This is a genomic window from Gemmiger formicilis, assembly GCF_016901605.1.
GTDB lineage: Bacteria > Bacillota > Clostridia > Oscillospirales > Ruminococcaceae > Gemmiger > Gemmiger formicilis_B.
In genome coordinates this window covers 21,264-36,233 of sequence record NZ_JACJKP010000004.1, presented here as the reverse complement: position 1 = coordinate 36,233, position 14,970 = coordinate 21,264, and the positions used below count along the sequence as shown (strand labels likewise).

General features: G+C 61.0%; 14 protein-coding genes. 9 read left to right on the top strand and 5 right to left on the bottom strand.

The features are described from left to right. Positions 1–275 precede the first annotated feature (275 nt). Positions 276–1,211 (top strand): hypothetical protein, encoded by a 936-nt coding sequence (locus H6B10_RS00790; protein WP_204649012.1) that lies wholly within the window; start codon positions 276–278, stop codon positions 1,209–1,211. A gap of 13 nt (positions 1,212–1,224) precedes the next feature. Beyond that, positions 1,225–1,566, top strand: coding sequence for a hypothetical protein (locus H6B10_RS00785; RefSeq protein WP_204649011.1), 342 nt, complete (start codon positions 1,225–1,227; stop codon positions 1,564–1,566). 57 nt (positions 1,567–1,623) lie between these two features. Here H6B10_RS00785 and H6B10_RS00780 read toward each other — a convergent pair whose 3' ends face one another. The 5 genes from H6B10_RS00780 to H6B10_RS00760 all read right to left on the bottom strand — a co-directional run bounded on the left by H6B10_RS00780 (position 1,624) and on the right by H6B10_RS00760 (position 6,424). Further along, positions 1,624–2,349: an ABC transporter ATP-binding protein gene (locus tag H6B10_RS00780; RefSeq protein ID WP_204649010.1), complete on the bottom strand. Its 726-nt coding sequence runs from the start codon at positions 2,347–2,349 to the stop codon at positions 1,624–1,626. Continuing rightward, positions 2,346–3,770: a hypothetical protein gene (locus H6B10_RS00775; protein WP_204649009.1), complete on the bottom strand. Its 1,425-nt coding sequence runs from the start codon at positions 3,768–3,770 to the stop codon at positions 2,346–2,348. Before H6B10_RS00775 ends, H6B10_RS00780 begins: the two co-directional genes overlap by 4 nt. Further along, positions 3,767–5,182, bottom strand: coding sequence for a hypothetical protein (locus H6B10_RS00770; RefSeq protein ID WP_204649008.1), 1,416 nt, complete (start codon positions 5,180–5,182; stop codon positions 3,767–3,769). Before H6B10_RS00770 ends, H6B10_RS00775 begins: the two co-directional genes overlap by 4 nt. A 14-nt stretch (positions 5,183–5,196) precedes the next feature. Continuing rightward, positions 5,197–5,979, bottom strand: a complete 783-nt coding sequence (locus tag H6B10_RS00765; protein WP_204649007.1) for a hypothetical protein — start codon at positions 5,977–5,979, stop codon at positions 5,197–5,199. A gap of 67 nt (positions 5,980–6,046) precedes the next feature. Beyond that, positions 6,047–6,424 (bottom strand): GntR family transcriptional regulator, encoded by a 378-nt coding sequence (locus H6B10_RS00760; RefSeq protein WP_204649006.1) that lies wholly within the window; start codon positions 6,422–6,424, stop codon positions 6,047–6,049. Between the two features lie 159 nt (positions 6,425–6,583). Between H6B10_RS00760 and H6B10_RS00755 the strand changes: the two genes are divergently transcribed. The 7 genes from H6B10_RS00755 (at position 6,584) to H6B10_RS00725 (ending at position 14,970) form a co-directional block, all read left to right on the top strand. Beyond that, positions 6,584–7,258, top strand: coding sequence for a response regulator transcription factor (locus tag H6B10_RS00755; RefSeq protein ID WP_204649005.1), 675 nt, complete (start codon positions 6,584–6,586; stop codon positions 7,256–7,258). Next, positions 7,255–8,463 (top strand): sensor histidine kinase, encoded by a 1,209-nt coding sequence (locus tag H6B10_RS00750; RefSeq protein WP_204649004.1) that lies wholly within the window; start codon positions 7,255–7,257, stop codon positions 8,461–8,463. Before H6B10_RS00755 ends, H6B10_RS00750 begins: the two co-directional genes overlap by 4 nt. Before the next feature lie 125 nt (positions 8,464–8,588). Further along, positions 8,589–9,725, top strand: coding sequence for an ABC transporter ATP-binding protein (locus H6B10_RS00745; RefSeq protein ID WP_204649003.1), 1,137 nt, complete (start codon positions 8,589–8,591; stop codon positions 9,723–9,725). Next, a complete protein-coding gene (locus H6B10_RS00740) occupies positions 9,709–10,572 on the top strand; it encodes an ABC transporter permease (RefSeq protein WP_204649002.1) in 864 nt (287 codons plus the stop codon). Before H6B10_RS00745 ends, H6B10_RS00740 begins: the two co-directional genes overlap by 17 nt. Continuing rightward, positions 10,569–12,038: a GldG family protein gene (locus H6B10_RS00735; RefSeq protein WP_204649001.1), complete on the top strand. Its 1,470-nt coding sequence runs from the start codon at positions 10,569–10,571 to the stop codon at positions 12,036–12,038. Before H6B10_RS00740 ends, H6B10_RS00735 begins: the two co-directional genes overlap by 4 nt. After that, positions 12,035–13,369, top strand: a complete 1,335-nt coding sequence (locus H6B10_RS00730) for a DUF4340 domain-containing protein (RefSeq protein WP_204649000.1) — start codon at positions 12,035–12,037, stop codon at positions 13,367–13,369. Before H6B10_RS00735 ends, H6B10_RS00730 begins: the two co-directional genes overlap by 4 nt. 242 nt (positions 13,370–13,611) lie before the next feature. Beyond that, positions 13,612–14,970 carry a radical SAM protein gene (locus tag H6B10_RS00725; protein WP_204648999.1) on the top strand — a complete coding sequence of 453 codons (1,359 nt, stop codon included), beginning with the start codon at positions 13,612–13,614 and terminating at the stop codon, positions 14,968–14,970.

The window sequence follows — 14,970 nt, the reverse complement described above, 5'->3', positions numbered from 1 at the left end:
ACCGCTGGAACGGTACCGGGGCACCCGCTGGTACAAACCCTACTGCGTGTGTATCGTGGCCCTTTGGCTGGCGGCCTGGACGCTGGTGATGTTCGTGGGTGTGAACGCTGCCGGGGCGCTGGAACGCCTGTGGGCACACTGAAACAGAATAAATACCGCTGCGGTTCCCCACCGGGGAACTGCGGCGGTATTTTTGTGTGCCGGTGGGCTGGCAGCCCACCAAAATGCGGGGGCGTTCGACTATAATTTCCCTTGTACAGAAAGGGGATAGAACCATGCGAAAAAACTTTGCGGCAGTCTGCGCCGGTATGTTGCTGCTGGCGCTGGCAGGATGCACGGCTGCCGGGGATGGGGCGGCGTCCCAATCCGCTTCGACCCTGGAGCAGGCCTCCCAGACCGAACCGGCTGCGGAACCGGAACAAACGGCCGAAACCGACCCCGCTGCAACGGAAGCACCGGAACAGCAGGTGACCCTGGCCGAAACCGTATTGTATGACCAGGACGGGGTGTGCATTACCGCTACCGGGCTGGATATGCAGGCGGTGCTGGGGCCGGAACTTTCCTTCCAGGTGGAAAACAATACCCAGCAGAACCTGGTGGTGCAGCCCGAGTGGTGCACGGTGAACGGCTACATGATGAGCGATTTGTTCTCCGCCGATGTGGCGGCGGGCAAAAAGGCCAACGATACCATGTATTTCCCCAGTTCGTCGCTGGAACGCTGCGGTATCGATACCGTGACCGATATTGCCATGGAGCTGAAGATTCTGGACGGCGAAACCTACCAGACCCTGGCCACCACCGGCACCGTCACCCTGCAGACATCGGCGGCGGGCAGCTACACCCAGACCTATGATGACAGCGGCGAGGAGATCTACAACGCCAACGGCATCCGGGTGGTGATGCAGCGGCAGGCAGAAGACCTGTTCGGGCAGGAGATCCATTTTTATCTGGAAAATACCTCGGACCGTACCGTGGTTGTACAGAGCGAGGATGTATCGGTCAATGGATATATGATCTCCAACTGGCTGTATGCGGATTTGATCCCCGGCGCCCATGCGGTGGAAGCCCTGACGCTGTTTACATCTGACATGGAGGAAAACGGCATTGAAACCATCGAGACGGTGGAACTGGCCCTGAACATTGTGGACGCCGAAACTTACCAGACCATTGAAAAGACTGCACCCATCACCTTGCAGATGGGCCAGGAATAAGGAGGAAAACGGAATGAAAACCGCAAAACTGGTTGTTGGAATTCTCAGTATTGTATTGTTTGTGCTGGTGGGCATGCAGTCCTGTGTGGCAGGGCTGGGCAACACCGTCAGCAACAATGGGGAAGTGGGCGGCTCCGCGGGGCTGCTGCTGGCCGTCTGCCTGCTGGTGGCAGGTATTGTGGCCATCTGCACCCGCAACGGCGGCAAAGGCGGTTATGTCAGCGCCGGCTTTTACATTGTGGGCGGCCTCATCGGCCTGCTGTGCGCGGGCAGCTATGCGGACCTGAATATCTGGTCCGGCCTGAGCATCTTTTTTGGCATTCTGTGCATTGTGGGTTCCCGCAAGCAGCAATGACCGGAATATCGTCAACAAGGCGGGCCGCCCCGTACGGGGCAGCCCGCCTTGTTTTGTTTATTCCTCGCTGCCGAACTGCAGGTAATGGTCCGGGTTCCAGCCGCAGGCTTTGGCCATGCGGGTCAGCAGGGTATCCCCGGATTCGTGCAGGTCGTCCACCAGCACGTCCTCGGCAATGCGTCCCTGGTGCACGATCAGCGCCCGGTCCAGAAAATGCTCCACATCTTCCAGGTAATGGGTGGTCAGCAGAATGGTTTCCTCCCCGTGCAGGGTACCGCTCATCAGCTTGATGAAATCCTTGCGGGTGAAGGGGTCCTTGCCCAAAAAGGGCTCGTCCATCAGGTAGTAGGCGGCCCGCTTGCCAAAGCCCGCCGCCAGTTCCACCCGGGCTTTCTGGCCCGTGGAAAGATGCCCGATCACATCCTTGCCCGAAAGACTGAAAAAGTCCAGAAATTCCTTATACCGTCCTTCGTCAAAGGCGGGGTTCAGGTCGGCCAGCAGGGCGCCATATTCCGCCACCGTCAGGGTGGGGTAGTAGCTGCCCTCGCCGGTAATGTAGCTGATGCGCTCATACTGGGCCGCGGCGGGTTTGCCGTCGAACAGGGCTTCCCCTTTGGCGGGCAGCAGCCCCGCCATGGCCCGCAGCAGGGTGGTCTTGCCGGCGCCGTTTTCGCCCAGAATGCCCACGATCTGGCCGTCCGGCACCGTGAAATCCGCCCCCAGCAGGCCCACTTCGGCCCCGTGTTTGCGGTAGGTTTTGCGCAGGTTCTTCACTTCGATCATGGCAGCGTTCCTCCGTCTTTTTGCAGTGTGTCAAAGGTGATAAACCGGTCGGCGTGCAGGAGCCGCGTCTGGTAGAACCGTGCCCAGTCCCGCTCGCTGCCGGTCAGAATGCGGCCCATATAGGTCATGTGGCCGGTGTCCAGTTCGTAGACCTGCAGTGCGATCCCGTTCTGGCTGGATGCGGTCACCAGAATCGTGCCGTTCAGGGTGCGTACAAGCGCCCCTTTGGCCAGCAGGATTTTATCCCCGGCAGCGTTGAGAGCCGCAGCATCGGGCCGGATGAGGTCCTTGTCCTCCACCAGGTCGGCCATGGTGAAGGTGCCGTTCTCCGCCCGCAGCAATACCAGCCAGGCTTTGTAGGAGGTGCTGTTCCCGGTATCAAAGGTCAGGATCGCCTCGCTGTCGGTGGTGCGGGGCAGCAACGTTACCATATCGGTGCTGGTCCAATCGTCCAGAGTTGCCAGTTCCCTGTGGTCGGTGCGCTTGCCCGCCGCGTTCACCAGGTCGGCGCAAAGCGTCCCTTCCGCTGTGCGGTAGAGCAGCAGCGTGGAACCGTCCGCCATGGATACCCCAGCCAGTGCTTCGGCGGCATCCTCCGGGCAGTAGAAGGGTTCCAGGCTGCCCAGTTCGGAGGAGGCGCAAAGCACCTCCCGGTCGTAGAGGATTCCATCCCGGGGCAGGGCGGCAATCTCGTCGGCGGTCAGGCTGTGGGCCCGGTAGAGCCCCGGCGCCCGGCCTAAATAATCGCTGGCCCAGCAAACGCCGTACCCGGCGCCCAGCACAAAGCAGCTGCCGCTGGTGGGCTGGTAAGGCCAGGATGCGTCCGGCTCCTGGCTGTTGCCAGTCCAGGCGTAGTCGTAGTCGGTGTTCAGCTCGTACACGTCGGAGGACAGAGGATAGAGCGCCGCAAAGACGGTGGCATATTCCTCGGGGGCAGTCTCCCCGGCGGCCAGCCGGATCACGGTGTCATCGGGAAACTGCAGGGTGTACATGCGGTAGACGCTGTCCACCGGCGCCGAGAGAAACCGGCTGCCGTCGGAACTGGTGCCGGTGATGGCGGCCGCCCCGTTGACGGTGTCCCGGTCCTCGGGCGGGACAACGTAGCTTCGGGTTACCGCAAACCGGGCATATCGGCCGGCCTCCACAGTTTTGGCGGGGGCGTCCAGTTCCATGCGGGTGTCCAGCTTGCCGTCCTGCAGGGTGAAATGGAGCAGGTCGTAGTAGCGGTCCCAGCCCATCTGTCCCGACAGGGTGAATCCCTCCAGCTGGGAGGCATCGGCGATCTGGTCGTGGAGGGTGAGGGCAATGCCCTGCCAGCCGTTGTGCAGCCAGAGGGTCAGCCCGCCCCAACCAACCAGGGCCGCGGCGGCCAGGACTGCCAGCCACGCCGCAGGGCGAAAACGTCCTTTGTTTCCTTTCATGTGGCGGCTCCTCCTTCCAGCGGGTCAAAGGTCAGGTAACGGTCTTTGTGTTGCTGGCTGTAGGCGTCGTAGAGATTGCCCCAGTCCCGGTCGATCCCACTGCGCAGCAGGCCGCGGTAGCTGGTGCCACCCGTCAGCGGGTGGACTTCCAGCAGAATGCCATCCTCGGGCTGGTTGCCGGTCTCACTGGCGGGCAGCGGCGCGTCGTGGTACCAGCCCAGCAGCAGGGCGTTGCCCTCGGCATTCAGCACTGCCGCCGCGGCGGTGTTGCCGGGGTCCTGTTCCTGGCAGTGTACCAGGGTGAACTTGCCGTCCTGCACCCGGAATGCGGCCAGTTTGGAACCCAGCGGGGTTTCCGCGCCCAGCGGGTTCATGGTGCGGCAGGACAGGCTTACCACCGCATCCCGGTTGGTGGTGCGGACGTATACTTCGGCACTGTATACGTCGCCGGCGGGCAGTTCCGTCACCTGCTGGTGGTCGGTGCAGCTGCCGTTTTCGTCCACCAGGTCGGCCCACAAAGTGTTGTCAGCGTCCAGGTAGAGCAGCAGGGAAGACCCGTCTGCCATGGCCGCACCGGTCAGCGCTTCCACCGCGCCCTCGGGGCAGTAGAAGGGTTCCAGCGACCCGATCTCGGTGGTGCCGCAAAGGATCTCTCCCCCGTAGCGGGTGCCGTCCCGGGGCAAATCGGCAATTTCGGCTTCGGTCAGACCGTTCATCCGGTACAGCCCCGGCGCCCGGCCCAGATAGTCCCGTTCCCAACAGACCACCGGGGTGTCCCCCAGCAGAAAAGGCCGCGCGTCCACCACACTGTCGGACCAGCTTTCCTGCACCGCAGCGCCGGGGTCGTTTATGGCGTAGTCGTAGCGGTAGTCCAGCTCGTAGGGGGTGTCGGTAACCCAGCTCTCGGCTACCAGCGGCTGCTCCAGATCGACCGCTCCGGCGGAGAACCGCACGAAGCGGGTATCATTGCCGGGGAACCGCACCCGCAGGGTGTACATCCGGTCCACCCGGTTCACAACTGTCTGCACCGTGACGGTACTGTTGGTGAACTGGGGGACCTCGGTGGCGTTGCGCTCGGCATTGGCCCGCTCCGAGGTGGCCACCACGTAGGTCTGGTCGGTGCTCACCATCGGCCGGTCGAGAAAGGGTGCATCCTCGTCGTCAAAGACCAGTTCGGTGTCCAGATACCCGTCGTGGAGGGAAAAATGCAGGCTGCTGTGGTCGTAGTTCCAGTTGATGCGTCCGTTCAGGGTAAAGCCCCGCAGGGCGGCGGGGTCCCCGGCCTGGTCCTCCAGCGTTACGTCGATGGCGCGCCAGCCCAGATGCAGCCAGGCGGTGCCCAGCAGCAACACTGCCAGCGCCAGTACGGCCAGAGGGGCAAGGCCCCGGCGGAATCGGTTGGTTTTGGGCATACAGACCCCTCCTTTCAGGCCGGTTCGGCGCGGCGGATGGCACGCAGCGCCCACCAGATGCTGAACACGGTCAGCGCCGCCAGTACCACCGCTGCCAGCAGCGTATTGTGTACCAGCGCGTCATAGGCACCGAAGAGGGCAAAATCCAGCTCCCACTGGAAGAGCAGCAGGCAGCAGACGCCGCACACCGCCCCGATGACCACCGCCGCACCCCGGCGCCAGCCCCGGTGCAGCCGCACACAGGTCAGCAGCAGGGCCGAAGCCAGCAGCGTCACCACCAGCAGCGCAAACTGAGCGGGGCGGCGGGGCAGCAGCCAGTACATCGAATCACTGAGCAGGACCTGCTCATACAGATTCTGGGCAGGCATGGCGGTGCCCAGTTTTTCCATGGCCCGGGCGGAGTCCATGGCCTGCACCGGGAAGAAATACACCATGTACAGTACCAGCTGCAGGGCTGCCACACCCAGCTGCAGCACGGCGGCGGTCAGTACCTGGGCCGCCAGCCGGGCGGCCGGGGGCATGGGCAGCGTCAGCCAGGTATAGCTGCATCTGGCCCGCTTCCGGTCATTGACAGCCGGACCGGCCAGCAGCCCCGCCAGCAGAAATACCAACAGAAACACCTGGAACTGGAACCCTTCCTCATAACAGGCAGCCAGCCCCATGCCCAGCATTGCGCCGCGGGAAGCCTGCCACAGCAGCACGGCCAGCTGTTCCAGGGCAAAGGCCCCGCACAGGATCGCGTAGGAACGGCGGGCCATCCGCCAGTTCCACCCGGCCAGGGAAAAAATCTGTTTCATACCATACGCTCCTTTTTCCGTTCTCCTTCGGTGTATTATTGGACTAATACACATGCGGTATAAAAAATTACTCGTCGCCCCACAGTTCACTGACCAGGGCAATCACCTTTTTGTAGCTGAGCCGGTTCTGTTTGGCTTCCTCCACAAACCGCTCTACCAGCCCACGGGTCAGTTCTTCATCAATGGCTTCCCGCAGCTGGGGGGTCAGCCGTACCACGCTGCCGTTGTTGCCGTCGGTGTAGATGTAGCCTTCCTCGGTCATCAGGCGGTAGGCTTTCTGGGCGGTGTTGGGGTTGATGCCGGTCTGGGCCGCCAGTTCCCGGCGGCTGGGCATGGGGTCGCCGTCCTGTACCGTGCCCAGCAGGATCTGCCGTTTCAGGTGCTCGGCGATCTGCTGGTAGACCGGCGCCCGGTCGTGGAACTGCAGCCCGCTGAAACTTACCATGGTATCCCCTGCCTTTCCTGGGTTTTGAGTGTATTATACCCGTAGTACACGACGCTGTCAAGTAGCGGTTTCCACAAAAAGTACACAGGATTTTCAGCTTCTTTTCAGGTTTGGGGGGTACAATGGCAGGAACATGGAACTTTTTCCTGGAGGTGTACCATGCGGGTACTGATCGTGGAAGACGAAACATTGCTGGCCCAATCCCTCCAGACCCTTTTGCAGCGCAAGGGGTTCGAGGTGGAGGTTGCCTATGACGGCAACACCGGGGCCGATTATGCCGACACCGGCATTTATGACCTGTTGATTCTGGACGTGATGATGCCGGGACTGAACGGCTATGAACTGGCGCGCCATGTGCGGGAACGGCACAGCGCCGTGCCCATCCTGATGCTTACGGCCAAATCCGACCTGCCCGACCGCATTGAGGGGCTGAACGCCGGGGCGGATTATTACCTGACCAAACCCTTTGATATTGTGGAACTGCTGGCCTGCATCCGGGCGCTGCTGCGCCGCCAGGGCGGGCAGGTGGACCAGCTGCGGTTCGGGGATGTTTCGCTGGACCTGGCCGGGGGCAAGCTGTGCTGCGGCGAAAAAAGCGTCCGCCTTTCGGCCAAGGAATTTGACGTGATGCGGCTGCTGATGCAGTCGGGCGGCAGCAACATCCCCAAAGAGGTCATTCTGACCCATGTGTGGGGGTTTGAATCCAACGCGGTGGAAAACAACGTGGAGGTCTATGTGGGCTTTCTGCGCAAAAAGCTCAAAAGCCTGGGGTCCCGCGTGTCCATTGCGGCGGTGCGGCGGATGGGCTATCACCTGGAGGAGGCCGCCTCATGATCCGCCGTCTGCGCATCAAATTTGTCTGCATTACCATGAGCATCGTCACGGTGATCCTGGCGGGGGTGATGGTGGCGGTGCTGGGGCTGACCCGGGCCAGCCTGGAACGGGAAAGCCTGGAAACCATGTACCGCATTGCCCGGGACCCGGTGCCCCTGCAGGCCCCCGATGAGGAAGTAAACGGCATGCGGCTGCCCTATTTTGTGCTGGAAGTGAACGACGACGGCACCGTGCAAAGCGTGGGCGGCGGCTACTATGACCTTTCCGATACCGACTTCCTGCAGCAGGCCGCCGACGAAGCCCGCCGGAGCGAGGAAGCCAGCGGCGTATTGCCGGACTATAACCTGCAGTATCTGCGGGTGTCCATGCCCCAGCGGCAGTACATCGTCTTTGCGGACCTTTCCAACGAGGTGCGCACCCTCAACGGGCTGATGCGCAGCTGCCTGATCATTTGCGGGGCGGCATTTGTGGTGTTTTTCTTCCTCAGCACGCTGCTGGCCCGGTGGGCGGTGCGCCCGGTGGAAAAAGCCTGGGTGCAGCAAAAACAGTTTGTGGCCGATGCCAGCCATGAACTGAAAACCCCGCTGACCGTTATCCTCACCGACGCGGAACTGCTCTGCACCCCGGAGGGCACCGCCACCGAAAAAGCCCAGATCTCCCAGAATATGCTCACGGTGGCCCAGCAGATGCGCACCCTGGTGGAACAGCTGCTGGAACTGGCCCGGGTGGATCAGGGTCTGCCCCATACCGCCCATCAGCGCACCGACTGGAGCGCCGCCGTCACCGATGCGCTGCTGCCCTTTGAACCCCTCTATTATGAAAAGGGCCTGGGGCTGGATACCAACATTGAACCGGGGATTACCGTGCGGGGCGATGCCGCCCAGCTGGGGCAGCTCACCGGCATCCTGCTGGACAACGCCCAGAAATACTCCACCCCCGGCGGCACGGTGCATCTGACCCTGTGCCGCAGCAGCCAGCGCCGGGCGGTGCTGGCGGTGACCAACTGCGGCGACCCCATTACGCCGGAGGACCTGCACAATATCTTCAAGCGGTTTTACCGGGCGGACCCTGCCCACCGGCGGGACGGCAGCAGCGGGCTGGGTCTGGCCATTGCCAAGGGCATTGCCGAACAGCACGGCGGGCGCATCTGGGCCACCAGCGAAAACGGCATCAACACCTTCTATGTCAGCCTGAAAACCTTGTAAAAGTGGCGGCGCCCGGCGGGCGCCGCCATACTTTTGCGGAATTTTCACAAATACCCAAAGATTTTTCAGCTTCGTTTCAGCGTGGGGTGGTAGAGTGTTCACCATGAAACAGGGAGGTATCTGCAATGATTACGGTTGAACACCTGACCAAGCGATATGGCAGCGTCACCGCGGTGGATGATATTTCGTTCACCATCGAGGACGGCCATATCTACGGCTTCCTCGGGCCCAACGGCGCGGGCAAGTCCACCACCATGAACATCATGACCGGGTGCCTTGCCGCCACCAGCGGCGAGGTCAAGATCGACGGGTTTGATATTTTCGAGCAGGCACGCCAGGCCAAACAGTGCATCGGCTACCTGCCGGAGATCCCGCCCCTCTACACCGACGAAACCCCGGAAGAATACCTGCGCTTTGTGGCCGAAGCCAAGGGCATTGCCAAACGGGACATCCCGGCCGAGATCACCCGCGTCATGCGGGAAACACGGCTGACCGAAATGGGCGGCCGGCTGATCCGCAATCTGTCCAAGGGTTACCGCCAGCGTGTGGGCATTGCCCAGGCGCTGCTGGGCAACCCCCGGTATATCATCCTGGACGAACCCACCGTAGGTCTGGACCCGCTGCAGATCATCGAGATCCGCGACCTGATCCGGGAACTGGGCGAAAAGCACACGGTCATCCTCAGTTCCCACATCCTCAGCGAGGTGCAGGCCATCTGCGAGAGCGTGCTGATCATTGCCCACGGCAAGCTGGTGGCCTTTGATACGCCCCAGAACCTGGAGCTGATGCTGGCGGCCAACAACCGCCTGACCATTGTGGCCGAGACCGACGAACCCGGGCTGCGGGCCATTCTGGACCGCCAGAAGGCAGTGAGCGACTACACCATCGAAACCGACGATCTGCCGCCGGTGGCAGCCCCCGCCGAAAAACCGGCCCCGCAGGCAGAACCTGCCGCCCCGGCCGAAACGGACGCGGAACCTGCCGCGGAGGAGGAACAGACCCTGGCCGCGGCCCCGGTGGAGCTGACCGAAGCGGTGCTGCCCACCGCCCCGGCTACGGCGCCCAAGGTCTGCAAGGCCACCCTGACGCTGGCCGGTGACCCGGCCGAAGCCTGCCGCACGCTCTTCTTTGCCTTTGCCCGGGCAGGCTGCGCCCTGCTGCAGATGACGCCGGTGCGGGCGGATCTGGAGAATATCTTTATTGAACTGACCGAGGACGAACCGTCCGGAAAGGAGGAGCCGACCCATGAAAGCCGTATTTAAGCACGAGATCGGCCTGTATTACCACGGGCTGCTCGCCTACGTGTTCGGGGCGTTCCTTTTGGAATTTATCGGCATCGGCGCCATGATGTACAACATCAACCGCGCCGTTGCCAACTTTGAGTATGCCCTGGGCACCTTCTCCATCGGGTTCATCGCCCTGGTTCCCATCCTGACCATGCGCGTCATGGCCGAGGAGAAAAAACAAAAGACCGACCAGCTTCTTTCGCTGCTGCCCATCACCGGGGTGGACATCGTGCTGGGCAAATACTTTGCCATGGCGGTGGTCTTTGTGGCGCCCATGATCGTGGCCTGCGTTTACCCCTTCATCTTCTCGCTGTACGGCGATGTATACCTGCCCACCTCCTACGGCGCGCTGTTCGCCTTTGTCTGCCTGGGCCTGGCGCTCATCGCCATCGGCATGTTCATCTCCTCGCTGACCGAGTCCCAGGGCATGGCGGCGGGAATCTGCGTGGTAGCTATGCTGTTCTGCTACTACAGCGCATCCCTGGCGGATTACATCGCCTCCACCGCCTTCAACGTGGCGGCGATGCTGGTGCTCTCCGCTTTGCTGGCCCTGCTGGTGCGGCGGCTTACCCGCTCCGATGCGGCCGGGCTGATCATTCTGATCCTCTGCGTGGCGGCGGTGGCCATTACCTGGTTCGTCAGCCCCACCTCGCTGGAAACCCTGCTGCCGGACCTGATGAACAAACTCTCGCTGTTCGAACGGTTCTACACCTTTGTAAACGGTGTGTTTGATGTCACCGCCATCATCTACTATATCAGCGTGGCAGTGTTCTTTCTGTTCCTCTGCGTGCAATCCTGGGAGAAAAAGAGGTATAACGGATGAAAAACAGCTTGAAAAACAAATGGCAGGGTGCCCTGGCCCGCAATCGGCAGGCGCTGAGCACCCGCACCGCCAAAGTGGGCGGTTACAGCTTTGTGCTCAGCCTTGTGGTGCTGGCAATTCTCATCGCGGTCAATGTGCTGGCTTCCAAGCTGCCCAGCAGCTGGACCCAGTTTGATATTTCCGCCGCGCAGCTTTACTCGCTGACTTCCGACACCAAGGTGGTGGTCACAAACCTGGAACAGGATGTGACCATCTACTGGATCTGCCAGGCCGGTCAGGAAGATACCGTCATCGACAAACTGCTGGACCGGTATGAGGACCTGTCCGACCATATTACGGTGGTCAAAAAGGACCCCGATATCTACCCCACCTTTGCCCAGCAGTATACCGAGGAAACGGTGACCAACAACTCGCTGGTGGTGGAATCCGGCGATAAGAGCCGCTATATCAGCTACGAGAACATCTATGAAGTGGATACCGCCAGCTACTACACCACCGGTTCGGTATCCCAGTCCTTTGACGGCGAAGGCCAGATCACCTCGGCCATCGACTATGTGGTCAGCACCGACCTGCCCCAGGTCTACCTGCTCAGCGGCCACGGCGAGGCGGAGCTGTCCCAGACCTTCTCGGACGAACTGGAACGCAGCAACTATGAAACGGTGGCCGATTTCACGCTGCTCAATGTGGACGCCGTGCCCGAAGAATGCGACGTGCTGCTGATCAACGCCCCCACCAGCGATATTTCCGATGAGGAACTGACCATGCTGCGCAGCTACGTGTCCGGCGGCGGCAAACTGGTGGTGCTCTCCGGCCCGCAGGAACGCGCCGACCTGCCCAACCTGCAGGCCCTGCTGAACGACTACGGCGTGACCGTGACCGACGGCGTGGTGGTGGACAACAACCGTGATTACTACGCCTTTACCGCCCCCTACGTGCTGATGCCCGAGATCCAGTCCTCCGAGATCACCGACCCGCTGGTGGAAGGGGATTACCATGTGATCGTGCCTATTGCCCAGGGCCTGACCGTGGGCGAAAACGATGGTTCCGCCACGGTGACCTCGCTGCTGCAGACTTCTGACGACTCCTTCTCCAAGGCGGCGGGCTATGCCATGACCACCTACGATAAGGAAGACGGCGACACCGACGGCCCCTTCAGCCTGGCAGTCTCGGTGGAAGACACCGCTTCCGGCGGACGGATGCTCTGGGTGGCCAGTGACTATCTGCTGGATGACCTGTACAATTCCTACTCTTCCGGCGCCAACCTGGACTTCGTCATGAACGGCCTGTCCTGGATGATCGGCGATACCGACGCCGTTTCCATCCGCAGCAAGTCGCTGAATTACAACTATCTGACCATCAGCTCTTCCTCGGCAGCCTGGCTCAAGGTCTGCATGATCGGCATCATCCCGGTGGGCTTCCTGCTGCTGGGCGTGGATGAAGTATTGCGCAGGAGGAAAAAGGTATGAATCGACAGAAAAAACTGGCCGTCCTGATCGGGGTGCTGGTGGCGCTGTGCGCCATCATCGCCATCGTGTCCGGCGTGCAGAAGCATATCGACACCATCTCCACCGTGGATAAGGAGATCATTGCCACCAGCGAAAGTGCCCTGACCGCTGTTTCCTGGACCAAGGAGGGCACCACCCTCAGCTTTACCAAGACCGACGACACCTGGTCCGATGCTTCGGACGCAGACTTCCCCGTGGATCAGGAAAAGATGTCGGACTTCCTGGAGCATTTCGAGAGCGTCCACGCCAGCTTCATCATCGAGAACGTGGAGGACTTCGGCCAGTACGGTCTGGATGCCCCCTCCTGCACCATCACGCTGACCAGTGATGAAGGGGACACGGTGATCCAGCTGGGCGACTACTCCACCATGGACGAAAAACGGTATCTTACCCTGGGGGACGGCACCGTCTACCTTATCGACGATGATCTGGCGGAATACGCCGTCACCGACCGGGATGAGCTGATGCGCCAGGATACCATCCCCGAGTACGATACCCTGGACACCATCGTGGCCACCGGCGAAACCGCCTTCACGGTGGAACATCACCCCGATGAAGGGCTGAGCTATTCCGACAGTTACGAGTATTACCTCAACGACAACGGCAGCTACAAGGCGCTTTCCACCACCAAGGTGGAGGGGCTGCTCACCACCCTGGGCGACCTGGACCGCACCGACTACGCCACCTACACTGCCGATGATTCGGTGCTGGCCAACTACGGTCTGGATGCCCCCACGGTGACCTTTACCGTCACCTACACCGCCGAGGACGAGCAGAATACCTTTGACCTGGCCTTCGGCAAGAAGGGCGACAACTGCTATATGCGGATGGATGATTCGCCCATCATCTACCATGTGGACGCCGACACCTACGACGAAAGCATCATCACAACCGGTTATGACAGCCTGCGCCCCGACGAGATCCTGGCACTGAACTGGGATGATGTGCAGAGCATCGACTTTACCATCGACGATACCACCTACACGGTGGAGAAGAAGGGCGACACCTACAAGATCGGTGACGATGTAGTGGAATTTGACGACGTATCCGCGGCCATCGACGCGCTGGAAGTCAACGAATTCAACACCGAAACGCCGGCCAAGAAGCAGGAAATCACCTTCACCGTCCACCTGGACAACGATACCTTCCCGACCCTGACCGTCAACCTCTATCAGTATGACGGTGACAACTGCCTGGCACAACTGGACGGCACCACGCTGGGACTGATCTCCCGCTCGCTGGTGGTCGACCTGACCGAGGCGGTGAACGCCATCACCCTGGGGCTGGCGTAATCGGCCGCTCAATTCCCCAAACAGATCACCCCCGTACTGCTTGCCGGTACGGGGGTGATTGCTTGTTTACAAGAAGGGCAAAATGTCATGACGGCGCGGCCAAGTTGTAAAGACACCGCGGCGGGATTATCAGTGGGCGGCCAACGGGCGCTGTGGTACACTATTCCTATTACGCAGGGGGGCATAAAAAGGCCCCCTGACCGCGTAAAAAAGGACTAGCAATGTATGGAGGTGCACTTACTATGGCACAAAATGCATCCCTGAAAGATGCCGCAATCTCTGCCGGCCTCGAACAGGTTCTGCACTATCTGGAAAAGGACCCGGAAACCAACATTCCCAAGATCATGAAACTGGTCGATACCGTTACCCCCAAGGACTGGTACGCCAAGCAGCGCGCTGCCTTCCGCAACGCCATCGACGAAAAGAACAACTGGTACCAGCTGATCATGAAGGTCTATGAGCTGGACCCCGGTGTGCGGGAGGCCTTCTTCCGCAACTTTATCATCAATGCCAGCCTGCAGGGCAGTGCCCGCCAGGACGAGGTTTCCCGCAAGGAAAACTGCAACGTGCCCTGGGCCATCCTGCTGGACCCCACCTCGGCCTGCAATATGCACTGCACCGGCTGCTGGGCGGCGGAGTACGGCAACCGCCTGAACCTGACCCTGGAAGAACTGGATTCCATCGTCACCCAGGGCAAGGAACTGGGCACCTATATGTACATTTTTACCGGCGGCGAACCGCTGGTGCGCAAACAGGATGTCATTGCTTTGTGTGAAAAGCACAGTGACTGCGAGTTCCTCTGCTTTACCAACGGCACCCTCATTGATGAGGCGTTCTGCCAGGATATGCTGCGGGTGAAAAACTTTGTGCCGGCTTTCAGCCTGGAAGGCTTTGAGGATGCCAACGACAGCCGCCGCGGCCAGGGCGCCTACGCCAACGTGCGCCGCGCCATGCAGCTGCTCAAGGACCATAAGCTGCCCTTCGGCATCTCGGCCTGCTATACCAGCCGCAACTATGCCGACATCAGCAGCGAGAAATTCTTTGATGAGATCATCGAGGCGGGCGCTTTGTTCGTCTGGTTCTTCCACTATATGCCGGTGGGCAGCGGCGCGGCACCGGAACTGCTGCCCACGCCGGAACAGCGCACCGAACTGTACAACCGCATCCGCGCCTTCCGCAAGACCAAGCCCATCTTCTCCATGGACTTCCAGAACGATGCCGAGTACGTGGGCGGCTGCATTGCCGGCGGCCGCCGGTACCTGCACATCAATGCCCGGGGCGATGTGGAACCCTGCGTGTTCATCCACTATTCCAATGTGAATATCCGCAGCTGCACCCTGCTGGAGGCCCTCAAGAGCCCCATCTTTATGGCATACCACGACGGGCAGCCCTTCAACGATAATATGCTGCGGCCCTGCCCCATGCTGGAAAACCCCGAAAAACTGCGCAAGATGGTACACGATACCGGTGCAGCTTCCACCGACTACGAATCCCCGGAAACGGTGGATACTTTGTGCGACCGCACCACGCCTTATGCCGAGGCATGGAAACCCCAGGCGGAAGCGCTGTGGAAGGCAGCCCATCCCCACAAAGCGGAGTGA